The 24,770-nt window shown below is 59.9% G+C and carries 29 protein-coding genes; 12 read left to right on the top strand and 17 right to left on the bottom strand.

Translation table 11 applies throughout. The features are described from left to right. Positions 1–79: 79 nt before the first annotated feature. The 3 genes from map to JZY08_RS10530 are packed head-to-tail and all read right to left on the bottom strand — an operon-like array spanning position 80 to position 2,152. The gene (map, locus tag JZY08_RS10520; RefSeq protein WP_003494464.1) at positions 80–832 is read right to left on the bottom strand and encodes a type I methionyl aminopeptidase; all 753 of its coding nucleotides are present in this window, start codon (positions 830–832) and stop codon (positions 80–82) included. A 54-nt stretch (positions 833–886) separates the two neighbouring features. Further along, the gene (locus JZY08_RS10525; RefSeq protein WP_003494462.1) at positions 887–1,948 is read right to left on the bottom strand and encodes an LLM class flavin-dependent oxidoreductase; all 1,062 of its coding nucleotides are present in this window, start codon (positions 1,946–1,948) and stop codon (positions 887–889) included. A 48-nt stretch (positions 1,949–1,996) separates the two neighbouring features. Continuing rightward, on the bottom strand, positions 1,997–2,152 hold the full coding sequence (locus tag JZY08_RS10530; RefSeq protein ID WP_253204012.1) for a hypothetical protein: 156 nt from the start codon (positions 2,150–2,152) through the stop codon (positions 1,997–1,999). A gap of 28 nt (positions 2,153–2,180) precedes the next feature. Here JZY08_RS10530 and JZY08_RS10535 point away from each other — a divergent pair, with 28 nt between their 5' ends. The 5 genes from JZY08_RS10535 to JZY08_RS10555 all read left to right on the top strand — a co-directional run bounded on the left by JZY08_RS10535 (position 2,181) and on the right by JZY08_RS10555 (position 9,129). Next, the gene (locus JZY08_RS10535; protein WP_082182771.1) at positions 2,181–2,957 is read left to right on the top strand and encodes a 3-hydroxybutyrate dehydrogenase; all 777 of its coding nucleotides are present in this window, start codon (positions 2,181–2,183) and stop codon (positions 2,955–2,957) included. A 137-nt stretch (positions 2,958–3,094) separates the two neighbouring features. After that, complete coding sequence (gene xdhA, locus JZY08_RS10540) at positions 3,095–4,564, top strand: xanthine dehydrogenase small subunit (protein ID WP_137038075.1); 1,470 nt, start codon at positions 3,095–3,097, stop codon at positions 4,562–4,564. A 200-nt stretch (positions 4,565–4,764) separates the two neighbouring features. Further along, positions 4,765–7,104, top strand: coding sequence for a xanthine dehydrogenase molybdopterin binding subunit (gene xdhB, locus JZY08_RS10545; protein ID WP_216330099.1), 2,340 nt, complete (start codon positions 4,765–4,767; stop codon positions 7,102–7,104). Between the two features lie 11 nt (positions 7,105–7,115). Continuing rightward, the gene (xdhC, locus tag JZY08_RS10550) at positions 7,116–7,964 is read left to right on the top strand and encodes a xanthine dehydrogenase accessory protein XdhC (RefSeq protein ID WP_216330100.1); all 849 of its coding nucleotides are present in this window, start codon (positions 7,116–7,118) and stop codon (positions 7,962–7,964) included. Positions 7,965–8,202: 238 nt separating this feature from the next. Then, positions 8,203–9,129: a LysR substrate-binding domain-containing protein gene (locus JZY08_RS10555; RefSeq protein WP_216330101.1), complete on the top strand. Its 927-nt coding sequence runs from the start codon at positions 8,203–8,205 to the stop codon at positions 9,127–9,129. Here the strand turns inward: JZY08_RS10555 and JZY08_RS10560 are convergent. Next, positions 9,105–9,443 (bottom strand): hypothetical protein, encoded by a 339-nt coding sequence (locus JZY08_RS10560; RefSeq protein ID WP_216330102.1) that lies wholly within the window; start codon positions 9,441–9,443, stop codon positions 9,105–9,107. The two genes, JZY08_RS10555 and JZY08_RS10560, sit on opposite strands and share 25 nt — an antisense overlap. Before the next feature lie 4 nt (positions 9,444–9,447). Here JZY08_RS10560 and JZY08_RS10565 point away from each other — a divergent pair, with 4 nt between their 5' ends. The 5 genes from JZY08_RS10565 to JZY08_RS10585 all read left to right on the top strand — a co-directional run bounded on the left by JZY08_RS10565 (position 9,448) and on the right by JZY08_RS10585 (position 14,794). Continuing rightward, the gene (locus JZY08_RS10565; protein WP_216330103.1) at positions 9,448–9,693 is read left to right on the top strand and encodes a hypothetical protein; all 246 of its coding nucleotides are present in this window, start codon (positions 9,448–9,450) and stop codon (positions 9,691–9,693) included. 314 nt (positions 9,694–10,007) lie between these two features. Beyond that, complete coding sequence (gene puuD, locus JZY08_RS10570; RefSeq protein WP_078051737.1) at positions 10,008–11,270, top strand: urate hydroxylase PuuD; 1,263 nt, start codon at positions 10,008–10,010, stop codon at positions 11,268–11,270. Continuing rightward, positions 11,267–12,577 carry a guanine deaminase gene (guaD, locus tag JZY08_RS10575; protein WP_216330104.1) on the top strand — a complete coding sequence of 437 codons (1,311 nt, stop codon included), beginning with the start codon at positions 11,267–11,269 and terminating at the stop codon, positions 12,575–12,577. Before puuD ends, guaD begins: the two co-directional genes overlap by 4 nt. A gap of 283 nt (positions 12,578–12,860) precedes the next feature. Further along, positions 12,861–13,583: a sulfite exporter TauE/SafE family protein gene (locus JZY08_RS10580; RefSeq protein ID WP_216331547.1), complete on the top strand. Its 723-nt coding sequence runs from the start codon at positions 12,861–12,863 to the stop codon at positions 13,581–13,583. Positions 13,584–13,660: 77 nt separating this feature from the next. Continuing rightward, positions 13,661–14,794 (top strand): alpha-hydroxy acid oxidase, encoded by a 1,134-nt coding sequence (locus JZY08_RS10585; RefSeq protein ID WP_216330105.1) that lies wholly within the window; start codon positions 13,661–13,663, stop codon positions 14,792–14,794. A 212-nt stretch (positions 14,795–15,006) separates the two neighbouring features. Here JZY08_RS10585 and JZY08_RS10590 read toward each other — a convergent pair whose 3' ends face one another. Next, complete coding sequence (locus JZY08_RS10590) at positions 15,007–15,351, bottom strand: multidrug efflux SMR transporter (protein ID WP_216330106.1); 345 nt, start codon at positions 15,349–15,351, stop codon at positions 15,007–15,009. Then, a complete protein-coding gene (locus tag JZY08_RS10595; RefSeq protein ID WP_216330107.1) occupies positions 15,348–15,920 on the bottom strand; it encodes a TetR/AcrR family transcriptional regulator in 573 nt (190 codons plus the stop codon). The genes JZY08_RS10590 and JZY08_RS10595 overlap by 4 nt, the downstream gene beginning before the upstream one ends. 202 nt (positions 15,921–16,122) lie before the next feature. Between JZY08_RS10595 and JZY08_RS10600 the strand changes: the two genes are divergently transcribed. Continuing rightward, on the top strand, positions 16,123–17,394 hold the full coding sequence (locus tag JZY08_RS10600; RefSeq protein WP_216331548.1) for a D-alanyl-D-alanine carboxypeptidase: 1,272 nt from the start codon (positions 16,123–16,125) through the stop codon (positions 17,392–17,394). A gap of 3 nt (positions 17,395–17,397) precedes the next feature. Here JZY08_RS10600 and JZY08_RS10605 read toward each other — a convergent pair whose 3' ends face one another. From JZY08_RS10605 to JZY08_RS10655, 11 genes are all read right to left on the bottom strand, one after another. Then, on the bottom strand, positions 17,398–17,682 hold the full coding sequence (locus JZY08_RS10605; RefSeq protein WP_301183731.1) for a Txe/YoeB family addiction module toxin: 285 nt from the start codon (positions 17,680–17,682) through the stop codon (positions 17,398–17,400). Positions 17,683–17,739: 57 nt separating this feature from the next. Further along, a complete protein-coding gene (locus JZY08_RS10610) occupies positions 17,740–17,991 on the bottom strand; it encodes a type II toxin-antitoxin system Phd/YefM family antitoxin (protein ID WP_216330108.1) in 252 nt (83 codons plus the stop codon). Between the two features lie 53 nt (positions 17,992–18,044). Next, positions 18,045–18,794 carry a metallophosphoesterase family protein gene (locus JZY08_RS10615; protein WP_216330109.1) on the bottom strand — a complete coding sequence of 250 codons (750 nt, stop codon included), beginning with the start codon at positions 18,792–18,794 and terminating at the stop codon, positions 18,045–18,047. A gap of 5 nt (positions 18,795–18,799) precedes the next feature. Next, positions 18,800–19,156 (bottom strand): hydroxyisourate hydrolase, encoded by a 357-nt coding sequence (gene uraH / locus JZY08_RS10620; RefSeq protein WP_082182777.1) that lies wholly within the window; start codon positions 19,154–19,156, stop codon positions 18,800–18,802. Next, positions 19,153–19,653 carry an ureidoglycolate lyase gene (locus tag JZY08_RS10625; RefSeq protein ID WP_035241797.1) on the bottom strand — a complete coding sequence of 167 codons (501 nt, stop codon included), beginning with the start codon at positions 19,651–19,653 and terminating at the stop codon, positions 19,153–19,155. Before JZY08_RS10625 ends, uraH begins: the two co-directional genes overlap by 4 nt. A 2-nt stretch (positions 19,654–19,655) precedes the next feature. Continuing rightward, complete coding sequence (locus JZY08_RS10630) at positions 19,656–20,018, bottom strand: DUF86 domain-containing protein (RefSeq protein WP_216330110.1); 363 nt, start codon at positions 20,016–20,018, stop codon at positions 19,656–19,658. Then, positions 20,015–20,305: a nucleotidyltransferase family protein gene (locus tag JZY08_RS10635; RefSeq protein ID WP_216330111.1), complete on the bottom strand. Its 291-nt coding sequence runs from the start codon at positions 20,303–20,305 to the stop codon at positions 20,015–20,017. Before JZY08_RS10635 ends, JZY08_RS10630 begins: the two co-directional genes overlap by 4 nt. Before the next feature lie 53 nt (positions 20,306–20,358). Next, positions 20,359–20,856, bottom strand: coding sequence for a 2-oxo-4-hydroxy-4-carboxy-5-ureidoimidazoline decarboxylase (gene uraD / locus JZY08_RS10640; RefSeq protein WP_216330112.1), 498 nt, complete (start codon positions 20,854–20,856; stop codon positions 20,359–20,361). Beyond that, positions 20,856–21,779, bottom strand: coding sequence for an allantoinase PuuE (gene puuE / locus JZY08_RS10645; protein WP_216330113.1), 924 nt, complete (start codon positions 21,777–21,779; stop codon positions 20,856–20,858). The genes uraD and puuE overlap by 1 nt, the downstream gene beginning before the upstream one ends. A gap of 202 nt (positions 21,780–21,981) precedes the next feature. Next, positions 21,982–22,689: a DUF1045 domain-containing protein gene (locus tag JZY08_RS10650; RefSeq protein WP_003491610.1), complete on the bottom strand. Its 708-nt coding sequence runs from the start codon at positions 22,687–22,689 to the stop codon at positions 21,982–21,984. 96 nt (positions 22,690–22,785) lie between these two features. Next, positions 22,786–23,994 (bottom strand): FAD-binding oxidoreductase, encoded by a 1,209-nt coding sequence (locus JZY08_RS10655; protein WP_216330114.1) that lies wholly within the window; start codon positions 23,992–23,994, stop codon positions 22,786–22,788. Here JZY08_RS10655 and mnmD point away from each other — a divergent pair. Beyond that, positions 23,993–24,748, top strand: a complete 756-nt coding sequence (gene mnmD, locus JZY08_RS10660) for a tRNA (5-methylaminomethyl-2-thiouridine)(34)-methyltransferase MnmD (RefSeq protein ID WP_082182784.1) — start codon at positions 23,993–23,995, stop codon at positions 24,746–24,748. The genes JZY08_RS10655 and mnmD overlap by 2 nt on opposite strands. Positions 24,749–24,770 lie beyond the last annotated feature (22 nt).

Below are 24,770 nucleotides of genomic sequence, written 5' to 3' on the forward strand. Positions count from 1 at the left end.
GTCGATTAATAGAGCGCAAGCCTCGTGACTGACGCACCAGGCCACGGCATTACGCCGCACACAATGGCGCCTTCACCCCTCACTCCGCAAGCGTCAGAACCAGCGGCCCGTTTTTCGTCGCCACGACGGTATGTTCGTATTGCACGGTCGGCGCACTCGGGTCGCTGTAGAGCGTCCACGGATCGTCGTCGCCGTCTTCGGCCCAGTAGGCGCCTGTCGACAGGAAAGGCTCGACGGTGAACACCATGCCCTCTTTCATGATGCGCCGTTCGTCCTTGTCCGGCCAGGTTGCCAGTTCCTTCGGCTCCTCGTGCAGGGAACGGCCGATGCCGTGGCTCGCCAGATTGGTGATCAGCGTGTAGCGGTTCTTTTTCGCGAAGGAGCCGATGGCATTGCCTATGTCAGCAAAGGGCCGCCCGGTTTTCACCTGCTGCAGGCCCGTCCACATGGCGCGCTTGCCGTCGCGGCACAAGCGCTCGATCTCTTTCTTCACCGGCGGCACGGCGAAAGACGAGCCCGTATCGCCGAAGAAACCGTTCTTCACCGCCGAGACATCGATATTGACGAGATCGCCCGCCTTGATGATGCGGGGGCCGGGAATGCCGTGCGCCACTTCCTCGTTGACGCTGATGCAGGTCGCGCCGGGAAACTGGTAGCAGAACTCCGGCGCCGATTGCGCGCCATTGTCCTCCAGCACCTTGCGGCCGATAGCATCCAGCTCGGCGGTGGTGATGCCGGGTTCCAGCGCATCCGCCATGGTCTGCATGGCCACGGCGCAAATGCGGCCGATATCCTTCAGCAAAACCAGTTCTTCGTCGGTGGAGATGACCATGTTTCTGTCCGTCGTTCCGAATGGCGGGTATCGAGATACCCGCCTTGGTAATAATCAGGCCGTGGCTTTCACCGGATCGGCGCTCCCCGTCAATTCTTTTCTGACAATCGGGGCGACTTTCGTACCATAAAGCTCGATACCGCGCATGATCTGGTCATGCGGCATCAGGCCGATGGCCATCTGCAACAGGAAACGGTCATTCCTGAAAACGCCGTGCGCCTTGATTATCTTTTCCGCCACCAGTTCCGGTTCGCCGAGGAAGAGATTGCCTTCCGGCCCGCGCGACGCATCGAAATGTGCGCGGTTCGTCGGGCCCCAGCCGCGCTCGCGACCGATCCGGTTCATCACCTCCGCCTGCGGCCCGTAAAACTGGTCCGCCGCCTTGTCGGTGGTGTCGGCAATGAAGCCGTGTACGTTGATGCTGGTGCGCAGCTTCGTCTTTTCCTGCCCCGCGCGGCGCGCCGCTTCATGATAGAGATCGAACAGCGGCGCGAAACGGCGATATTCGCCGCCGATGATGGCGAGCGCCACCGGCAGCCCCATGGCCCCTGCCCGCGCCACCGATTGCGGCGTGCCGCCAACCGCGATCCAGACCGGCATACGCTCCTGAAGGGGACGCGGATAGACCCCGCGCCCATTGATGGCCGGGTGTTTGGTGCCGGACCAAGTGACGATCTCGTTTTCGCGCAGCGCCAAGAGCAGATCGAGCTTTTCGGAAAACAGCACGTCATAATCTTCGAGGTCGTAACCGAACAGCGGGTAGGATTCGATGAAGGAACCGCGCCCGGCCATGATCTCGGCGCGGCCGTTCGACAGCAGATCGACGGTGGAGAACTGCTGGAAGACCCGGACCGGATCATCCGAACTCAGAACCGAGACGGCGCTTGTGAGGCGGATGTTTTTCGTCTTCACCGCCGCCGCCGCAAGCACAGTGGAGGGTGAGGACGCGACATAATCCGGGCGGTGATGCTCGCCGAGGCCGAAAACATCGAGCCCGACCTGATCGGCAAGCTCGATTTCCTCAATGAGTTCCCGCAGCCGGCGCGCACCTTCCGGCCCACGGCCATCGGCGGGGTTGGGATTGACATCCGCAAATGTGTAAAGACCGAGTTCCATAGATGATACCTCTGTTTGATTGTCTGAGAGATAGGGACGGACGGCCCTTCAGACAAATGCAAAATCTGGCGCAAAATCTGGATGCTTAGCTTCGAAAAAATGGATGGGCGCGGCCGCTTTATGCCCCTTGCGGGCATCCCCCGAAATCGCGCCCGAAATGACGATTGCCAGCCCGCCCCCTTTGGGCATAACCTGCTTAAACATGTGCGAAGTAATGCAAAAAGGGGAAAGCATGCATCGGACAGTTATCGTGACAGGCTCCACAAGCGGTATCGGCCTTGGCATCGCACAGCGATTTGCGAGGGAGGGCGCCAATGTCGTGCTGAACGGCTTTGGCGACGAGGACGAAATTGAAAAACTCCGCCTTTTGCTGGAAGCCGAAAGCGGCGGGCGTGTGCTTTACCACCCGGCGGATATGACGAAACCGGACGAGATCGCCGACCTCATCAATTCCGCCAACGAAAAACTCGGTTCGGTGGATGTGCTCGTCAACAATGCCGGCATCCAGCATATCGCACCCATCGAGGAATTTCCCCCGGAGAAATGGGACTGGATCATCGCCATCAATCTGACCAGTTCCTTCCATACCATGCGGGCTGCGATACCGCTGATGAAGAAGGCCGGAAAAGGCCGTATCATCAACATCGCATCCGCCCACGGTCTCGTCGCCTCACCGTTCAAATCGGCCTATGTGGCGGCCAAGCACGGCATCATGGGCCTGACGAAGACGGCAGCGCTTGAACTTGCGCAGACGGGCGTCACCGTCAACGCCATCTGTCCCGGTTATGTGCTGACGCCGCTCGTTGAAAAACAGATACCGGAAATGGCGAAAGTGCGCGGCATCAGCGAAGAAGCGGTGAAGAACGATGTGATGCTGGAATTGCAGGCGACCAAGCAATTCGTCACCGTCGATGACGTGGCCGCCGCCGCGCTGTTTCTGGCAAGCGATGCCGCAAGCAACATCACGGGAACGCATATTTCCGTGGATGGCGGCTGGACGGCGCAATAATTGCCGGATTTTCTTTCCGTTATGGAAACAATGAATTGCCAAAACGGAAATCGATATACGCCTGCGGGCGTGCATATGATGCGCAGGGATAATGACAAGAAACCGGCTCGGCAGCCGGACAAAAAGCAGGGCATTGCATGAACGACGCGATCAGCTTCATCCTCAACAGCGAAACCATCTCGCTGAAGGATTTCGGACCGACAGACACGCTTCTCGACTATCTCCGCCTTCAAAGACGGTTGACCGGGACGAAGGAAGGCTGCGCCGAAGGCGACTGCGGCGCCTGCACGGTGCTGGTCGGGCGGCTGCTGGATGGTTCGCTGCGCTACGAAAGCGTCAATGCCTGCATCCGCTTTTTGGGCTCGCTGCACGGCACCCACATCGTGACCGTGGAGCATCTCGCCGCCCGCGATGGCACGCTTCACCCGGTGCAGCAGGCGATGGTGGATTTCCACGGTTCGCAATGCGGTTTCTGCACGCCGGGCTTCATCATGTCGCTTTACGGCCTCTGGCTTTCCAGCGAAAACCCTGCCCGCGCCGATATCGAAAAGGCGCTGCAAGGCAATCTCTGTCGATGCACGGGTTACGAGCCGATCGTGCGGGCCGCCGAAAAGATAGCCGCCGCCCGCCCGAGCGCGCTGTTCGACCCGCTGCAACGGGACCGCACCGATATCATGGCAAGGCTCTGGGCAATCCGCGCCAACGAGACGATCGTGGTGACGCGCGGCGAGGATCGGACCATCATTCCGGCGACACTGTCTGACCTCACCGATATCTATGCCGCCGAGCCGAAGGCAACCATCGTCGCCGGCTCCACCGATGTCGGCCTCTGGGTAACGAAGCAGATGCGGTCACTGAACCCCGTCATCTTCATCAACAATCTCGGGGACCTGCAGGGCATTGTCGTGGATGAGAATGGCGTCACGCTCGGTGCCGGTGTCACCTACAGCCAGGCCTTCAAGACCGTGACGGAACATTTCCCGCCGCTTGCCCGGCTGTTCGATCGTCTCGGCGGCGAGCAGGTGCGCAACATGGGAACCATCGGTGGCAATATTGCCAACGGTTCGCCCATCGGCGATACGCCGCCGGCGCTGATCGCACTTGGAGCAACGCTCACCTTGCGCTCCTCCTCCGGCAGCCGCACCGTGCCGCTGGACAGCTACTTCATCGATTATGGCAAACAGGACCGGCTGAGCGGCGAATTCGTCGAAAAACTCTTCATCCCGTTCCAGAAAGCCGAAAGCCACTACGCGGTCTACAAAATCTCCAAGCGGCGCGACGAGGATATTTCCGCGCTCTGCGCCGCCTTCAACCTGACGCTCGATGCCGACGGCACCGTCGAAGATATCCGCATCGCCTTTGGCGGCATGGCCGGCACGCCGAAACGCGCCGCGCATCTTGAGGCGGCACTTCTCGGCAAAGAGTGGTCACAGGAAACGATCGATGCGGCGCGCGATGCGCTGGACGAGGATTTCACCCCGCTCACCGACTGGCGCGCCACCGCCGAATACCGGCAACTGACGGCCAAGAACCTGCTGACGCGGTTCTTCCTCGAGACTTCGGGCGAAAAGCAGGAACTCAGCCGTTTCGCATTGGCGGAGGCGTGACGATGACGATGACGTTGGCGACACCCACAACCTCCCTCATTCCTGTGCTTGTCACAGGAATCCAGCCGGCGCGCGTCTGCGCGACGAGACAACCCTTTCAGCCCAAAGACTTGGGCTGGCTGGATTCCTGTGACAAGCATAGGAATGAGGGTTTATTGTCGCTGTCATATGCCGCAATTGATGAAGGGGAGGCTTGAACCATGGACACGACAAGCTTCGACAAGACCAAAACCGAAATCGACGGCCCTGTACACGCCTCGCTCCGGCACGATTCCGCCCATAAACATGTGACGGGCAGCGCCGAATATATCGACGATATTCCCGAACCCGCCGGCCTCGTTCACGGCGCGCTTGGCCTTTCCGACCGGGCGCATGCGGAAATCGTCTCCGTGGACCTGTCCGAAGTCGAGGCTACACCGGGCGTCCTGTGGGTCATGGCTGGCAAGGATGTGCCTGGCGAAAACGATGTCTCGTCAGGCGGACGTCACGACGAACCTTTGCTGGCCGAGACAAAGGTCGAATTCCACGGCCAGCCGATCTTCGCGGTCTTCGCCGAAACCCGCGATATAGCCAGAAAGGCGGCCCGCAAGGCGAAGATCACCTACAAGGACCTGCCGCATTTCACCGATATCGACACGGCGATTGAAAATGGCGGCGCGCTCGTCATCGATCCGATGACGCTTAAGCGTGGCGATGCCAAGATCGAAATGGATGTCGCACCCCGCCGTCTCACCGGCACCATGCGGATCGGCGGGCAGGAGCATTTTTATCTCGAAAGCCACATCGCCATGGCCGTGCCGGGCGAGGATGACGAGGTGACGCTGTGGAGTTCCACCCAGCATCCGAGCGAAATCCAGCACATTGTCAGCCACATCCTTCAGGTGCCGTCCAATGCCGTCACGGTGCAGGTGCGCCGCATGGGCGGCGGTTTCGGCGGCAAGGAAACGCAGGGCAACCAGTTCGCCGCCCTCTGCGCCATCGCCGCCAAGAAGCTGAACCGGGCCGTGAAAATCCGCCCCGACCGCGACGAGGACATGACCGCCACCGGCAAGCGCCACGATTTCCGCGTCGATTACGAGCTTGGCTTCGATGAGGAAGGCCGCATTCACGCCGTCGACGCCACCTATGCGGCACGCTGCGGCTTTTCCTCCGATCTGTCCGGCCCGGTCACGGATCGCGCGCTTTTCCACGCCGATTCCAGCTATTTCTATCCGCATGTGCACCTCACCTCGCGGCCGCTGAAAACCCACACCGTCTCCAACACCGCCTTTCGCGGTTTCGGTGGCCCGCAGGGCATGCTGGGCGCGGAACGTTTCGTCGAGGAAATCGCCTATGCGGTGGGCAAGGATCCGCTCGATATCCGCAAGCTGAATTTCTACGGCGAGACCGGCTCGGGCCGCACCACGACGCCCTATCATCAGGAGGTCGAGGACAATATCATCGCCCGCATCGTCGAGGAGCTGGAAACCTCCAGCGACTATCGCGCGCGACGCGAGGCGATCATCGAGTTCAACAAAACGAGCCCGATCATCCGCAAGGGCATCGCGCTCACTCCCGTCAAATTCGGCATCTCCTTCACCATGACCGCCTTCAATCAGGCGGGTGCGCTGGTGCATATCTACAATGACGGCTCCATCCACCTGAACCATGGCGGCACCGAAATGGGCCAGGGCCTTTATACCAAGGTGGCGCAGGTGGTGGCCGATGCCTTCCAGGTGGATATCGGCCGGGTGAAAATCACCGCAACGACCACCGGCAAGGTGCCGAACACCTCGGCCACGGCCGCCTCATCCGGTACGGACCTGAACGGCATGGCGGCCTATGACGCCGCCCGCCAGATCCGCGAGCGGCTGGTCAAATTCGCCGCCGAGAACTGGAATGTGCCGGAAGAAGAGGTTGTCTTCCTGCCAAACCGGGTGCGCATCGGCCTTGAGGAAATCGCCTTCAACGACTTCATCAAAAAGGCTTATTTCGCCCGCGTGCAGCTTTCCGCCGCCGGTTTTTACAAGACGCCGAAAATCCACTGGGACCGCGCCGCCGGCCGTGGCACGCCGTTTTATTATTTCGCCTATGGCGCGGCCTGCTCGGAAGTGTCCATCGATACGCTCACCGGCGAATACCTGATGGAACGCACCGATATTCTCCACGATGTCGGCAAGTCGCTGAACCCGGCCATCGATATCGGCCAGGTGGAAGGCGCCTTCGTGCAGGGCATGGGCTGGCTGACGACGGAAGAATTGTGGTGGGATGGCAAGGGACGGCTGCGCACCCATGCTCCCTCCACCTACAAGATACCGCTCGCCTCCGACCGGCCGAAAAGTTTCAACGTCAAGCTGGCGGAATGGGCGGAAAATGCCGAACCTACCATCGGCCGCTCCAAGGCCGTGGGCGAACCGCCCTTCATGCTGGCGATCTCGGTTCTCGAAGCCCTCTCCATGGCCGTCGCCTCCGTCGCCGACTACAAGGTCTGCCCGCGCCTCGATGCGCCGGCAACGCCCGAACGGGTTCTGATGGCGGTGGAACGGCTGAAGAAGGTGTGAGGGGGAGACATATGACCTCCCTCTCAAGCTTCCTAGCGCAATACCCCGCTGCGATCCTCGTGGAAATCGAATCCGTAAAAGGCTCGTCCCCGCGCGAGGCGGGAACCTTCATGCTGATCTCGCAAGAAGCGCTATGGGAAACCATCGGCGGCGGGCAGTTCGAATATATGGCGATAGACCATGCCCGCGCCATGTTGAGGAACGGTGCGACCGAAGACGGGATGGATATTCCGCTCGGTCCGGAAATCGGCCAATGCTGCGGCGGGCGCACCCTTCTGCGGTTCCGGCTGGTAACGGCGGACATCGCGGCAGCACTCGAGGCAAGGCTTAAGGTTGAAACAGAGCAACAGCCCGCCGTCTTCATTTTCGGGGCGGGCCATGTCGGCAAGGCACTGACCGATGCCCTGTCGCTTCTGCCTCTGACACTGACCGTGGTGGAAACCCGTGAAAACGAGTTGCGCGATCTTTCTGCGGGTGTGGCATCCGTGTTGACACCCATGCCGGAGGCAGTCGTCGCGAAAATTCCCGCAAACGGCGCTGCGATCATCGTCACCCACGACCACGCACTTGATTTCCTGATTGCCAGGGAAGCGCTTGCCCGCGACGATCTTGCTTATGTCGGCATGATCGGCTCGAAGACCAAACGCGCCACCTTCGCCCATTGGCTGGAACGGGAGGGAGAGCCCCCTTCCCGCCTTGCGAAACTCACTTTGCCCATCGGCGGCAACAGCGTCAGGGACAAGCGTCCCGCCATCATAGCGGCCCTTGTGGCAGCCGAGTTGCTGCAAGCATTTTCCGCTGCCGAAACCCGTCGCAACGAAAATCAACGCGGCCATCCTCAAGGCCAAGATCACGCCTGAGCCCGTCGGGCAGGCTTTCATCCGCCAGATTATCCGGTGCAAGGCTTTCAAGGGTAAACCGTTCCGCTCTCCGCAGACCCGCGCGCAGGCGGGACCACGCGCGCAAGAGTGCTGTGCGCATGTTCGTCTCCATTCAAAAAATGTCAGAAGCTCAGTTGATGAGTTGGACTAAAAATGCTCTGTTTTCTGGATAAAAACCAATGAAACCTTTGGCCTTTGACATAAAGAGAACTTATCCATGAAAATGTCTCGCCAGTTCCCCCTGAATGCCCTGCGCGTGTTTGAAGCCGCCGCCAGGCATCTGAGTTTCACCAGGGCCGGCGAGGAACTGGGCATGACGCAGACGGCGGTCAGCTATCAGGTGAAGCTGCTGGAGGAGAATATCGGCGAGCCGCTCTTCATCAGAAAGGCGAGACAGGTTCAGTTGACCGAGGCCGGGCAGAAGCTGGCGCCGAGAGTGGCCGAGGCCTTTAACAGCCTGCGGGAAGCCGTCGACAATGTGCGTGACACGTCAGACACGACGCTGACCATTCATTCCACCGCCACTTTCGCATCACGCTGGCTTTCACGACATCTGGGGGCTTTCCAGCTTGAACATCCTTCGATCGCCGTCAGGCTGGAAACCTCCAACGCCTTGATCGATTTTGCGCAGTCCGATTGCGATGTCGCCATCCGCTGGAGCAACGACGATGGCAAGGGGTTGATTTATCACCGGCTTGTCAGGGGCGTTTATACGCCGATGCTGCATCCCGACCTTGCCGAAACCATCGGTGGATTGAAAAAGCCGGAGGATCTTCTGCGCCTGCGCATCATCGATCCCGGCGACATCTGGTGGAGCCAATGGTTTCAGGAAGTAGGTGTCGAAAATCCGGGCCTCGACCGTTATCCGCGCAGCCGCCTTAACGTCCAGGCATTCGAAGCCGCGGCGGCCATCGCCAGCCAGGGCGTGGCCATGCTCACCCCTGAACTCTATGCGGACGAAATTGCACTCGGCCGGCTGTATCAACCCTTCGAGCATCTTAGCAGCGAAGGACAGAACTATTGGCTGGTCTATCCGGAAAACCGCAGGAACATTCGCAAGATAAGGCTGTTTCGCGACTGGATATTGCAGCGGATCGAGGAAAACCGGCCGCAAACATCTCAATATCCCATGTCCGGCGCATAAAAACAGCGCGGCGTGTCTTCATCCGGAAAGAGACAGAGGTGATATTCGCCATCTTCAGACCGTCTTGCCTCGCGCTGCGACCAGTTGAAGACATGCCGCCGCGTGACCATGCGATGATCGCCGGGGGCCAGCGAGACCTCATAACCATCCGGCGTGACACGAACGCTTCGCGTGGGGATCATCTGGCAATCTCCCGTCTGGGCGTCACCGTTGCAGCAGTAGCTTTCATATTTGAACCCCTTGTGGGATTCATGGGCAAGCGCCGTGGCGCTCACCGCCAGGAGCAGGAAAAAGACCGTCAGAACAAGGCGCATCGGCATGGTCTCCGTTGAAAACAACGGCGGCAGCCGGAAGGTCATTGCGTCCATTTATTCGAAATCAAAACATCAACGCGACCCGGACGCAACGGCACCGGGAACTGCTACGCCCGCCCCTGATCTGCCCCACCCCGGGGTTCGCAGCGCCCGCTTTCGGCATGAACCGCCAGCGAAACATGTCATGGGAGCCCTGCGCATCGGCTTGAAAATCGAGACCGATTTTCGACAGGAACGATGCGCCACTTAAAAAGTTAGAGCGTCCTTTGTCGCGTCCTTTCGGACGCAGGGCGCTCCAAAGCTCCGCAGCCTTTTATTTTAGCACATTGGCAGGCTGCACAAAGGATAATAGCTGAGTCGCGTTAGCCAGCTAAGCACAAACTATGCGACAGCAAACCTCCGCTGCAACTTTACCGGGCCTGCCACCAGAGGCGAGCCACTTCGGCTGATGTTGTGGACACAAGCGAACCGGATTGTGAACAATCACCTCCCGCCCTCTGCTTTTCCCTTTCCTAAAGGCCAAATTTCTCGCAAGGTGCGCTGCACAAGGATCAGGGGAACCGCATGTACGAATATGCCATTGCGTGGGAATGGATGGCCTTTGCCGTCCGCTGGCTCCACGTCATCACCGCCATCGCCTGGATCGGCTCATCCTTTTATTTCATCGCGCTCGATCTCGGGCTGGTCAAACGGCCGCATCTGCCGCCGGGAGCCTATGGCGAGGAATGGCAGGTGCATGGCGGCGGCTTTTATCACATCCAGAAATATCTGGTCGCGCCTGCCCAGATGCCCGAGCACCTGACTTGGTTCAAATGGGAAAGCTATGTCACCTGGCTTTCCGGCTTTGCCATGCTTTGCATCGTTTATTACGGCGGCGCGGATCTCTTCCTCATCGACCATTCGGTGCTGGCGCTTACGCAGTTCCAGGCCATCTGTCTGTCGCTCGCCTCGCTTGCCATCGGCTGGCTGTTTTACGATTTCCTTTGCAAATCGCCGCTCGGCAACAATACCTGGGGCCTGATGATCGTGCTTTACGTCGCGCTGGTGGCGATGGCATGGGGTTATACGCAGGTCTTCACCGGCCGCGCCGCCTTCCTGCATCTCGGTGCATTTACCGCCACCATCATGTCGGCGAATGTGTTCTTCATCATCATTCCGAACCAGAAGATCGTCGTCGCAGACCTCATCGCCGGGCGCACGCCGGACCCGAAATATGGTCGCATCGCCAAGCAGCGCTCGTTGCACAACAACTACCTGACGCTGCCCGTCATCTTCTTCATGCTGTCGAACCATTATCCGCTGGCCTTTGCCACACAGTTTAACTGGATCATCGCGGCACTCGTCTTCCTGATGGGTGTCACCATCCGCCACTGGTTCAACACCACCCATGCCCGCAAGGGCAAGCCGACTTGGACCTGGCTGCTGACCGCCCTCATCTTCATCGTCATCATGTGGCTTTCCACCGTGCCGAAGGTGCTGACCGGCGAAGAAGAACAGAAGGCCGCGACACTCTCGCCGATGCAGCAGCAATTCGTCGCCGACGCCCATTTCGCCAAGGCCCGCGATGTGGTTCAGGGCCGCTGTTCCATGTGTCATGCGGCCGAGCCGGTGTGGGAAGGCGTGCCCTTCACACCGAAATCGGTGAAGCTCGAAACCGACGAACAGATCGCCGCCCATGCGCGCGAAATCTATTTGCAAGCCGGCCGCAGCCATGCCATGCCTCCCGGCAACATCACCGCCATCACCCCGGATGAGCGCAAGCTGCTGACCGCCTGGTATGAAAGCGCGGTTTCCGGGGCCGGAAAAGCCGAAGGAAAGACTGAATGAGCATGGTTCTGCTGCGTGGCCGCCTGCTGAGCTTCCGCCGCGCGCCGCTCGCAATCGACGATACGCAAAGCTATCTCTACATCGAAGACGGTGGCCTGCTGATAGAAGACGGCAAGATCGCTGCCATCGGCGACTACGCCGATATCCGCAAGCAGGCCCCCGAAGATATCGAGGAAAAGGATCACCGGCCGCATCTCATCATGCCGGGCTTCATCGACATGCACCTGCATTTTCCGCAGATGCAGGTCATCGGCTCCTATGCCGCCAATCTTCTTGAATGGCTGAACACCTATACCTTTCCGGAAGAATGCCGTTTCGTTGAGACCGCGCACGCGCAGCGCATCGCCACGCATTTTTACGATGAGCTTCTGCGCCACGGCACCACCACGGCTGCCGCCTATTGCTCCGTGCACAAGACCTCCGCCGACGCCTTTTTCGCGGAAGCCCTGAAGCGCGACATGCTGATGATCGGCGGCAAGGTGATGATGGACCGCAACGCCCCGCAGGGCCTGCTGGATACGCCGGAAACCTCGCATGACGAGACGCGTCAGGTCATCGCCGACTGGCACGGCAAGGGCCGCAACCACGTCGCCATCACCCCCCGCTTCGCCATCACCTCCACGCCGAAGCAGATGGAAGCCGCGCAGGCGCTGGCGCAGGAATTTCCCGATCTCTTCATCCAGACGCATCTCTCGGAAAATCTCGACGAGATCAAATATACCTGCGAGCTCTACCCGGAAGCGACCGACTATACCGACATCTATGTGCGCTACGGCCTGATGGGCAACAAGACCCTGCTCGGCCACGCCATCCACCTCTCCGAGCGCGAAGCGGATGTGCTGTCGGAAACCGGCGCGGTGGCGGTGCATTGCCCCACCTCAAACCTGTTCATCGGCTCCGGCCTGTTCCCGATGAAAAAACTGCAACGGCGCGAAAAGCCTGTTCGTATCGCGGTTGCGACCGATATCGGCGGCGGATCGAGCTATTCCATGCTGCGCACCATGGATGAGGCCTACAAGATCCAGCAATTGCTGGGCGAGCGCCTCAACCCGCTGGAAAGCTGGTATCTGATGACGCGCGGCAATGCCGAAGCGCTTTCCATGGTCGACCGCATCGGCACGCTCGATGCCGGCACGGATGCCGACATCACCGTGCTCAACCCCTCCTCCACCCCCGCCATGGCGCTGAAGATGGAAGTGGTGAAAAGCCTGACCGAAGAACTGTTCCTGATGCTCACCATGGGCGACGACCGCACCGTCGTCGAAACCTACGTGGCCGGCAAGGCGATGAAAAGCACGCTTGCATAGTTCGGCTGAGGCCGAAACATCCGGTCACGATCTCGCTTAAACCAATATCTATGGAGCGAGCGGATGCCACTTGTTTCTTCTCCCCGCCGGGGAGAAGTCCGCGGCAGCGGGATGAGGGGGCAAGGGGAGTTACGGCGACGTGCCCCCTCATCCGACCCTTCGGGCCACCTTCTCCCCCACCCGGCGCAACGCCGAGCTTCATGCGATTGCCGCCGCCGGTCGGCCGAAATGCGAATGACCCTTGGAGTGCCCCGTGCCGAATCTAGACACAACCACCCTGCTCATGGTTCTCGCGACCTTCATCATCGCAGGCATCGTCAAGGGCGTGACCGGCATGGGACTGCCCACCGTCGCCATGGGCGTGCTCGGCCTGTTCATGCCGCCCGTCCTTGCCGCCGGGCTGCTGATCCTGCCCTCCTTCGTCACCAATATCTGGCAATTGCTGGCCGGGCCGGATTTCAGGGCCATCGTCGCGCGGCTATGGCCGATGATGATCGCCATCGCCGTCGGCACCCTCATCGGCATCCGGCTGATGACGGCAGGCACCGGCATCTGGACCACCTCAGCGCTCGGCCTGTGCCTTGCGGCTTATGCGGCCTACAGCCTCTTCGCCAAACCCCTCTCCGTTCCGGCACGGCTGGAATCCAGCCTCTCGCCGGCCATCGGGCTGACAACCGGCCTGCTGACCGGCGGCACCGGAATTTTCGTCGTACCCGCCGTGCCCTATATCCAGTCGCTCGGCTTCAACCGCGACGATCTCGTGCAGGCGCTCGGCCTTTCCTTCACCGTTTCGACCATTGCGCTTGCCGCGGGCCTAGCCTCGCAAGGTGCCTTCCGCGTCGAGCACCTGTCGCTTTCCGCACTCGCCGTGCTGCCCGCGCTTCTCGGCATGTGGCTCGGCCAGAAGATCCGTAACATCGTCAGCCCGGCCACATTCCGGCGCTGGTTCCTCATCTGCCTGCTTTTATTGGGAGCCGAGCTGTTTTTGCGGGCTTTCTGGGGCTGATACCCCGTCGATTTTGATGTCGCAGCCGCCACATTCGTGTTATGTGAAGCCATCATTCAAATGTGAAGGCTTTATCCATGGGCAAAATCCTGACCATAGCGGACCTGAAAAATCAGGCACGACGCCGTGTGCCAAAAATGTTTTTCGACTACGCCGATAGCGGCGCATGGACGGAAGGCACCTACCGCGCCAATGAGGATGATTTTGCAAAGATAAAGCTGCGCCAGCGCGTGCTGGTGGATATGACCGACCGGTCGCTGGCCACCGAAATGGTCGGCGAGAAGGTATCCATGCCGGTAGCCCTCTCCCCCACCGGACTGACGGGCATGCAGCATGCCGATGGCGAAATGCTGGCCGCCAAAGCGGCCGAAGAATTCGGCGTGCCCTTCACGCTCTCCACCATGAGCATCTGCTCCATCGAGGATGTCGCTTCCGTCACCTCGAAACCCTTCTGGTTCCAGCTTTACGTGATGAAGGACCGGGATTTCGTCAACAACCTGATCGACCGGGCGAAGGCCGCCGGATGCTCGGCGCTGGTGCTGACGCTCGACCTGCAAATCCTCGGCCAGCGCCACAAGGATTTGCGCAACGGCCTCTCCGCGCCGCCGAAATTCACCCCGAAACACATCTGGCAGATGGCGACACGCCCGAAATGGTGCCTCGACATGGCTCGCACCAAGCGCCGCAGCTTCGGCAACATCGTCGGCCACGCGAAAAATGTCTCCGACCTCTCTTCGCTCTCCTCCTGGACGGCGGAGCAGTTCGATCCGCGCCTGTCCTGGAAAGATGTCGAATGGATCAAGGAGCGCTGGGGCGGCAAGCTTATCCTCAAGGGCATCCTTGACGAAGAAGATGCACGCGCCTCGCTCGATACCGGCGCGGACGCCATCATCGTCTCCAACCATGGCGGCCGCCAGCTCGACGGTGCGCATTCCTCCATCGCCATGCTGCCGAAGATCGTCGATGCCGTCGGCGATAAAGTCGAGGTGCATATGGATGGCGGCATCCGCTCCGGTCAGGACGTGCTGAAGGCCGTGGCGCTCGGCGCCAGGGGCACCTATATCGGCCGGCCCTTCCTTTATGGCCTCGGTGCCGATGGCAAGCAGGGCGTGACCACGGCGCTGGAGATCATCCGCAAGGAGATGGATGTCAGCATGGCGCTTTGTGGCAAAAGGCTGATTACGGATGTGGACCGCAGCATTCTGGCGTGATGTTGGACAAGACAGAAGGCGCTCCAGAGATACGTCGGAGGCCGCTCCATTCTCTGCCGTCATGCCGGACTTGATCCGGCATCCAGCCACGGCGCGTCTGCGCCGTGAAGAGCGAATTATGCGATCAAGTCCTTGATCGCACTGGACCCCGGATCAGGTCCGGGTTGACGGTGTGCGGATGTTATCCTCGCGAAGGACCTCAGCTGCCAGTCTCAATGCCCCACCGTCTTCGAAAACACGTTGACGATCACGACGCCGGTGATGATGAAACCGAGACCAACCACCGCAGCAATATCCAGCGTCTGCCGGAACACGAAATAGCCGATGGCGGAAATCAGCACGATGCCGAGCCCGCTCCAGATCGCATAGGCAACGCCGACCGGCAGCGCCCGCAGCGTGAACGACAGCAGATAAAAGGCCGCACCGTAAAACAGCGCCATCAGCACCGTCGGCAAGAGCTTGGTAAATTGCTGCGACTGCTGCAGGAAAGAGGTCGCGATAACCTCGCAGACAATGGCCGCTACCAGCGCTCCATAGGTAAAGACAGCCGCGTTCATCGTTCCATTTCCTTTTTCGTCTGGGCGATCATCTGCGTCTTGAGAGCCGCCCTGTCACCACCTGCCCTGCCATCGTCGGCCAGAAGATCGGCAAACCAGATGCCGTCAGCCGCAAGCCGCACCAGTTCCAGTACCACCCGGTCATCCGTTTCTTTATGACGGCTCAGGCGCCCCTCGAACCAGCTGGTCCACATGCGCCGAAGCGACGGTTCACCGACCATGGAAACCGACAGCGCGGCCCATTGCCTGCCCGAATCCCGGCCGCGATCGGCAAAAACCGCGTTCACATAGGCCCGCGTGAAGCATCCGTAAGCTTCACAATCCTGTGAGATGAGCGCATCGATTTCCGCATCCAGCGCCGAAATCAGGTCCGCCATCACTGCTTCCAGCAGAACCTGCTTGGAGGCGAAATGGTGGAACAGCCCGCCCTTCGTCACCCCTGCCGCATTGGCCACCGCCTGCACCGAAAGTGCGGCAACACCCTGATCAGCAGCAAGTTTCGCCGCGCAATCCAGAAGATTGCGACGCACGACCTCGGGCTGCTTTTTACGTTCATGTGCATTTGTCATATTTTAAAACATACCGGATGGTTGGTTTCTTTTCAAGGAAATTGTGGAAGCCGCGTGCGGGTTGAAATTCATTCTTAATTAAGCATGAAAGCGATCTCTAAAGTTTTAGCGGTTTTGTTGCCGGAAAGTGTCAGTAAAACTTCGCTCATTGCGGCGATCGAACAAAAAGGGGTGGATTATGTCGGGAACGGTCAAACGGGGAATGGCGGGTGCATGGGTCTTCGCACTCACCTTCTTTTGCGCGATCCTCTCATTGCAGGCATCGCCTGCCCGGGCCGGTTACGCCCACTTCATCATGGATGCCAATACCGGCAAGGTTCTGGCCGCCCGCAATGCCGATGTGCTGAACCACCCCGCCTCGCTGACCAAGATGATGACGCTCTACATGACCTTCGAGGCGCTGCACGCCGGCCGGATCCGCTGGGACCAGAAGATCACCATGTCTAAGAACGGCGCAGCCACCATCCCCTCGAAGCTTTATGTGCGCCAGGGTCAGACCTTCACCGTGCGTGAGGCCGTTTATGGCATGATCGTCAAATCCGCCAACGACATGGCGGAAGGCATGGGCGATCACCTTGGCGGCTCTGAAGCAAGGTTCGCCGAGATGATGACCCGCAAGGCACGCCAGCTCGGCATGACGAAGACGGTGTTCCGCAACGCCTCCGGCCTGCCCAGCAAATCGCAGGTGACGACCGCGCGCGACATGGCGAAGCTCGGCCTTGCGCTGCAGCGCGACTTTCCCAAGGAATACGGCCTTTTTGCCATGGAATCCTTCAGCTTCCGGGGCAAGCGCATCCGCGGCCATAACAATCTGATGTACCGTTATCAGGGCATGGACGGCATCAAGACCGGCTACACCAATGCGTCCGGCTTCAACCTTGTCAGCGCCATTAATCACAATGGCCGCCGCGTCGTCGGTGTCGTGCTCGGCGGCAAGACCGCGCGCAGCCGAGATGCGCAGATGGCCGCCCTTCTGGACAAGGCCGTGCCGCAGGCATCGAGAAGCCGCAATACCGAACAGCTCGTCGCCAGCGCCAATGTCAGCCGCACCTTCGATGTGCCGCCTGAAGCGGTACCCTTGCCGATGTTTGCCGAACGCCGCCAGGATCCGGTCGCCATGCAGATTGCCACGGCCAACACCCAGATGGCGGACATGATCCAGGTCTCGGCCATTCCGAAACCCGCACCCGCTGCCGCCATCAGCCAGCCCACGGGCCAGCGCAGCCGCTGGGAAGTGCAGATCGCCGCCACCGACAGCGAAGCTGCGGCCCGCTCGCTGCTCGCCAATGCCCGCTCCAATATCGCGGGCAGTTACGCCGGAATCGCCCCCTATACCGAAGCGGTGCAAAGCGGCTCGGCAACGCTCTACCGCGCCCGCTTCACCGGTTTCGAAGACCAGTCTTCGGCGGTCTCCGCCTGCAAGGAACTGAAGGCGCAGTCTTATGCCTGTGTGGTGATGACCAGCGAGGGGTGAGGATCAGTAGTGAAAGCGGCATTGGTGAATAATCAGGACAGTCTTTTCCCCTTCACCGCGTAGCTCATAGACAAGCCGATGCTCCTGCGAAATCCGGCGTGACCAAAGACCTTTCAACTGAAAACGCAGCGGCTCGGGTTTTCCGATGCCTTCAAACGGATGCCGCCGGCAATCCTTTATGAGTTCATTGATGCGTTCCAGCATCTTGCGATCATATTGCTGCCAGTGAAGATAGTCTTCCCAGCCTTGGTGGCTCCAGCAGAGAGCAATCGTACCCTTTTGCTGCATGAGAGAGTTTCTCCTGATGGAAGCTCGCACTCATGCGCGATGGATTATAAAAAAAAATCAGTCGATGAGATCGTGGCTTTCGAAAACCCCAGCGTCCACGTCGGACATCGATTTTCTAAGTCTGGCAAAATTCTCCGGCGACGAGCAGAGATGCAAGGTTTCCATCAAGCCTTCGTATTCGTCCTTATCGATAAGAACGGCTGACGGCTTGTCGCGCCGCACGATTTCCACAGTCACGCGATCCTGCGCCACCTCATCCAGAAGCGATGCAAGGGATTCGCGTGCTTTTGAAAACATCACCGTGCGCATAATTGTAACCTCAATAGGAGTTGTACAATAAATAGTACAACTCCCCGCATAATTCAAGCATCCTTGTGAAGCCAACCGCTCGCCAGCGCATCGGCCAGATAGGGAATGCCGTTGGCCCTCGCCATCTCTGCCATGGCAAGATTGTCGTAGCGTATCTGCCGGAAATAGACCTGCCAGCCGCGCGTCGTCTCTTCCAGCACGGCATAGCTCGCAAGCGGATGCCCGGCCTCGACGTGATGGTCGAAAGGCGTGTCGTCCTTCCAGCCGGGGCAGCCGACGCTGCCGGGATTGACGATCAGCCGGCCATCGGAAAGCTGCACGGTGCGGGCAATATGCGCATGGCCGCACAGCATCAGCGGCTGGGTGATGCCATCAGCCATCGCCTCGATCTCGGCCAGCGGCCGCAACTTCAGCACCCGCTCCGGCGAAAGCGTCTCAAGCCAATATTCCAGATCGCTGCGTGGCGAACCGTGGCAGCAATAGGCGACATCCTTGAAAACCATGCTGAATGGCAGCGTCTGCAGCCAATCCAGATGTGCGGCGGTCATCTGCGCATGAGCGGGCCTTTCCCAGCTACCCATCTCTTCGGGCGCACGCTCGATCAGTTCCCGGTCATGATTGCCGCGAATGCTGGGTATCCAGTTACCAACAAGCACATCACCGGTAAAACCCGCTTCCAGGGGGCCGCTGAAGCAATCGCCGAGATTGACGATGTCCTTGATGCCAAGCCGGGCGATATCCTCAAGCACCGCCTCCAGCGCGGCACAGTTTCCATGAATATCGGCGATGGCGGCAAAGATCATGGCGGTCAGCTTCCTCGATAGGTGGAATAGCTATAGGGCGAAAGCAGAAGCGGCACGTGGTAATGGCCGCTCTCGTCGGCAATGCCGAAACGGATGGGTATGATGTCGAGAAAGGCGGGTTTCGCCAGTTCCACACCCTTACTCCGCAGGTAATCGCCGGCATGAAAAATCAACTCATATTCGCCCGCCTTGAAGCTGTCGCCGACAAGCAGCGGCCCGCCATCCACACGGCCGTCGTTATTGGTCTTGACCGTCTTCAGCTTCTCGCGGCGATCACCGGAAAGCCGGTAAAGCTCGATCGTCAGCCCCTCGGCGGGCACGCCATGGGCGGCGTCGAGAACATGGGTAGTCAGACCGGTCATGGCTGGGGCTCCGCGATCATGAAGGGTTCATCGAAAAAATACTCTTCCAGATTGTTGCCCGGCCCCTCGCGGTCGGCAACCAGAAAATCTGAAATCGCCTGCAACGGCATCAGGGGATAGTGCCAGACATTGCGGCGGTAATTCACGCCCTGGTCTCCACGCGCCAGAAACACCTGCGGCCGCGCGGGCCGGCCGCCGTCATCTTCCGCAACGACAACGAGGAAAGGCCTGCCGGAAAGCGGCGAAAAGCTCTGGCTGCCAAGCGGATGCCGCTCCATCATCTCGATTTCATGCGGAAACGCCCGCGCCTGTCCGCGAAAGATATTGAGAATGATACGCGCGCCCTCACCCGCCGCCTCCGGTGCGGCAAGCGCATGATGTCGCTCGGTCTGGCCGCCATTGATGTGGCGCATGGAAGATGGGGTGATTTCGATCACATCGCCGAAGGATGCGAAGGCCTCTTTGGTCAGCGGCTTGATCTCGAGAAAATCAGTCAATGTCATTCACCTTGGGCATGCCAGTTTCGGAGAAGAGAGAGGCGCGCCTGTAAATCGGGAATACTCTCAGTGATCGTTTTCCATACGACTGAAAGTTCCGCCCGAAAATAGTCGTGCACGATCAGATTGCGCATACCCTTCATCTTCAGCCAAGGGATTTCCGGATGCTGTTGTAGAAACGCGGGGTAGTGTTTGTCGAGCTTTGCGACAGCCTCGCCAATCAGGGCAAGGCCCATCATCACAGCCATCTGGGTGCGCGTATCGGAAGAAAAAGTTGATTCGTCCATGTCGTGAGTGAAATCGGATATTCGCGAAGCGGCAATATCCATTTCCGTCAGGTAGAGCAGGAGCCGATCTGAACTCATACCGCTTTGGATTCCTCCAGAACACGCGCCCGGATATCCGAACGCAGACCGCCTGAGGTGACGACATCGACTTCGACACCGAGTATGGCTTTAAGTTCCTCCAGCAATCCGCCAAGATCGAACAATGTCGTGCCCGGCAGCGCATCCACCAGAATATCGAGATCGCTGTCCGGCCGGTCCTCGCCGCGGGCGACGGAGCCGAAAACGCGCGGGTTTGCCGCATTGAAGCGCTTTGTCGCTTCGCGGATCGCTTCCCTGTTCTTTTCCAGCACCTCGGAAGGTCTCATGGGGTCAATCTCCAGACAGCGCGAGTATAACGGAACGGCGGCCGCTCGCCAATTCAGCCCTCCGGCAGCATCGAGGAAAGGCGCAGCCAGGCAATCTTTTCTACCTGCGCCGTAGCGGTCGCAAATTCTGTCGCCGCATCATTGTCGATACGCGCCTCGAAGGCGGAAAGAATATCGTGCCTGTTCAGCCCCTTGACGGCAATGATGAAGGGAAAGCCGAATTTTTGCGTATAGGCGGAATTCAGCTCGGTGAAGCGCGCATGCTCCTCCGGCGACAGCCGGTCGAGCCCGGCGCCCGCCTGTTCATTGCGGCTATCCGCGGTCAACTCACCCGCGATTGCGAGCTTGCCGGCAAGATCAGGATGTGCCCGCAGAACGCCAAGCCGTTCCGCTTCGGAGGCGGCACGAAACTGCGCGCATAATGCGCCATGAACCGCCTTCGCCGTCAACTCCAGACCTGCGCCTCCGACATCATAGGCGCGCTCGGCGATAAAAGGCGAATGTTCGAACACGCCACCGAAACGGGTGACAAATTCGTCCCGCGCCACCATCACGGAGCCACCGGCTTATGGTTTTCATGCCAGTGACGGGCAATCTCGATCCGCTGCGGGATCCATACCTTGTCGTGACCCAGTACATATTCGATGAAACGGCGAAGGGCCGCGGCGCGGCCGGGACGGCCAACGAGGCGGCAATGCAGACCGACACTCATCATCTTCGGCGCGCCTTCAAGCCCTTCCTGATAAAGAACGTCGAAGGCGTCCTTCAGATAGGTGAAGAACTGGTCGCCGGAATTGAAACCCTGCGGCGTGGCAAAACGCATATCGTTGGTTTCAAGCGTATAGGGAATGATGAGGAACGGATCGTCGCCCACGCCCTTCACCCAATAGGGCAGATCGTCGGCATAGGAATCCGATGAATAAAGGAACCCGCCCTCTTCCATGACGAGGCGCAGGGTATTGTCCGAAGGCTTGCCCTGATACATGCCAAAGGGACGTTCGCCCGTCACTTCAGTATGGAGGCGCACGGCTTCGGCAATATGCTTGCGCTCTTCCTCCTCGGAGAAATCCTTGTATTCCAGCCAGCGATAACCGTGGCTGGCGATTTCCCAGCCCGCTTCCTTCATGGCCGCAACGGCTTCGGGATTACGGGCCATGGCGGCGGTCACGCCATAAACGGTGGTGGTGACGCCGAGGCCGGTGAACATGCGCCAAAGCCGCCAGAAACCGGCGCGCGAGCCATATTCGTAGATCGATTCCATGTTCAGGTTACGCTGCCCGGGCCAGGGCTGCGCGCCGACGATTTCCGACAGCAGCGATTCCGACGCCTTGTCATTGTCGAGAATGCAGCTTTCGCCGCCCTCTTCGTAATTGATGACAAATTGCACGGCGATGCGCGCACCGCCCGGCCATTTCGGATCAGGCACATTGCGGCCGTAGCCCACCAGATTGCGGGAGTAATTTTCGGAAATCATTCAGCCACCCAAAACATCTCTCCCAAGACGGAAACCGCTCCTGGGAAGCAAACAAGCCTCTGAAGCGCGCAATCCCGAACGGGAGAACTCCACACGCTTCAGACATGCGATGCGCGGACGGTAGCATCCGCATCCGGAATGTCGAGATGATTTTTGCCGACATTCCGATGCATTTTTGTGTACGATTCCCGAGCGACGCTTCTCAGGCGATTTTGCGGGCGGAAACGCGGCCCATGGGATGAAGCGAGTGCACACGGAAAGGTGCGCCAGGCTCATCCTCGATAAAAAGCGCAAGGCTCGAAAACGGCAACGGCCGCGTCAGGAGCGGCTCGAAAACCTTGCGCACGGCGCGCTCGATCCTCTGGCTGCTGGAGGGTTCGACACCGCCCGTCAGCGACATCTGGAACCGGAACTCATCCATCACATGCGGGCTGCCCCAGCGATGCAGATTGGTCAGCTGCGAAGCCGAGAGACGGTCGGGATCCGCCCGCTCTATTTCCGCTTCGGAGAGCGGCGCACGGTAACGGTCGAATTCCTGCACGACGCGGGCCGCAAAAAAATGCAGCACTTCGCAGGGACGCTCGGGAACGAGACTGAAAACATTCTCGTGACGCGCTACCACCAGTTGTGGCAACGTGAAGGGCTCCTGCTTGCCGGAAAAATACATCAGGTCGCGCAAAAGCGCGGCTTCGGAATGGCCCTCGGCAAGCCGGAAAGGCGCCTTTATCGTGCCGTGGAAACCATACCGGCGCGGCAGCGCCGTGTGGTATGAAATCTCCTGCATGCCGAGATCGATCATGCCCGGCGGCTCCACCGCCTGACCGGAATAGGCATCGCGCCCCAGCCACGCGGCGGCTGCCAGCGTCAGGGGGTCATTGGGGGAAGGCGTGAAATGAATGGCGTATCGCATGCGCTGTCACCTCGACGCAAAAGCGGCCAAAACGGCCTCGTTGCAGGCCAGCAGATAAGTGATTTGCGTGACAGATTAACGACGTAAGCCACCCAATCAGAACTTTCTAAAGTCCGTAACGGCAATACTCACGTGTTCTTGAAGACGAAAACCAGGGGGGATGACAGGCGTGTGACCGCACACGCTTTGCAAGGCTGCATCGGCAAGAAAATGGGCAAGGCCGAAACTGACCTTGAAGCCGCCTGACAGCGCGACAAGCTTCGGATGGCCGGCGACAGACCCCACCATCGGATCCCTTCCAACCGCCTTCGGCCGCAGCCCCGCCCAGCGCTCCAGTACTGGCACGCGGGCAAGCGCCGGCACGACCCGACAGGCTTCGGCAAGCAGTTTTTCCAGCTTTTCGTCGGTGCTGGATGGGTCGGAAAAACAATCTTCGCTGGTACTGCCGATGGCAACGGTGCCGTCCTCATGCGGCACGATATAGAGGCCGTTCAGGAACACCACCGGCATGGCCGGATCGGCCGCCGCGTCGAGAAGGGCCGCCTGACCCTTCACCGCCTGACCAAGCCCGACACCTGCGTCGAGACCGAGCGCATCGCGGATCAGGGGAAAGGAATCGTGACCGTTGGCAACGACAGCATGGCCGAAGTGAACATCGTCTCCCGACGACAGCATCGCTCGCCCACCATTCGGATCAAGCGAAAGCACGCGGCACCGCTCCACCACCCGCACATGCCGGGCCTTTTGTAGGAAAGCTGACAGAAGGGCGATCATCGCACGCGGCGAAACCCTTGCCGCCAGCGTATCGAGCACGAAGCCCGCCTCCCCCGCCGCATCATCCACCCATCCGGCAACGGAAGGGCTGTCATCGACATGCCAATGGAACCGGCGTTCACCCGAGACCCAGTTTTCGCCGGCATCCCGCTCATGCCGTTCGGCAATGGTGCGCAGATGCGGTTTCGGCAGGGGAATGATCCGGCCGCACCGCCGGTAACCGGCGGAAAGTCCGGTCTCTGCCTCCAGTTCGGCAATCTCTCTTTCGAGGGCCACCAGCGCGTCGAACTGGAACTGTTTCTTGTCCGACCAGCGGTCCGGCATATGCGGCATCAGCGCGCCCAACAGCCCGCCGCTCGCCCCGCAGCCAAACCGGTCCGCCTCCACCAGCAGGGCGTTTATGCCGAGCCGTTCCGCCTTGACGGCGGCCCATAGCCCCATGATGCCGCCGCCGACGATGATGAGAGGCACGGAAACCGGCAATCTTGGCGATTGACCAGGTTCAAAAGCGGGATTATCGGCATTGGTCATGACACATTCCAAGGAAAACACCGCAGATGTCGGTTCGGCAGCCGACAACCCGCCCACCGCGCTCGACTGGCGTGAGGGGGATATGCCCTATTCACTGGCCTTTGACGATCATTTTTATTGCCAGACCGATGGCAGGCTGGAATGCGGCCATGTGTTTTTGTCCGGAAACGGCCTGCCGCAACGCTGGCTTGAGCGGGAAGGTGTCTTCCGCATCGGCGAGCTCGGCTTCGGCACCGGCCTCAATCTCTGCGAAACCTGGCGTCAATGGAAGGAGGCCCGGAGACAGGTCAGCAACGGCCGCTCCAAGCTGCATTTCATGTCATTCGAACTTTACCCGATGAAGGCGGACGAGATCGACCGGGCGCTGTCCCGCTGGCCGGAAGTGGATGCTGAACGCAAGGCGCTCGTCGCCCGCTGGCCGGAAGAGCCTAAAGGCGAAGTCGAGATCGAACTGGACGACCAGACACGATTGACGGTGGTGTGCGGCGAAGCGCTCGCGGGCATTGCCGGACGCACCGAAAGCTTCGACGCCTGGTTTCTGGATGGCTTCGCCCCTGCCCGCAATCCGGACATGTGGTCGCTGGAAATCATGCAGACGCTGTTCGGCAAGACGGCACGGGGAGGCACATTCGCCACCTATGCCGCCGCCGGTTTCGTCCGCCGCAACCTCATCGCCGCAGGTTTCGATCTGGAGCGCCGCAAGGGTTTTGCCGGAAAACGCGAAATGCTCTGCGGCACCAAGCCCGCCCGCTGAGACATCCTGCACAGCCGGCGGG

Origin of the sequence: Rhizobium sp. X9 (assembly GCF_018873185.1) — a bacterium.
In the GTDB taxonomy this organism is placed as follows: Bacteria; Pseudomonadota; Alphaproteobacteria; order Rhizobiales; family Rhizobiaceae; genus Agrobacterium; species Agrobacterium oryzihabitans.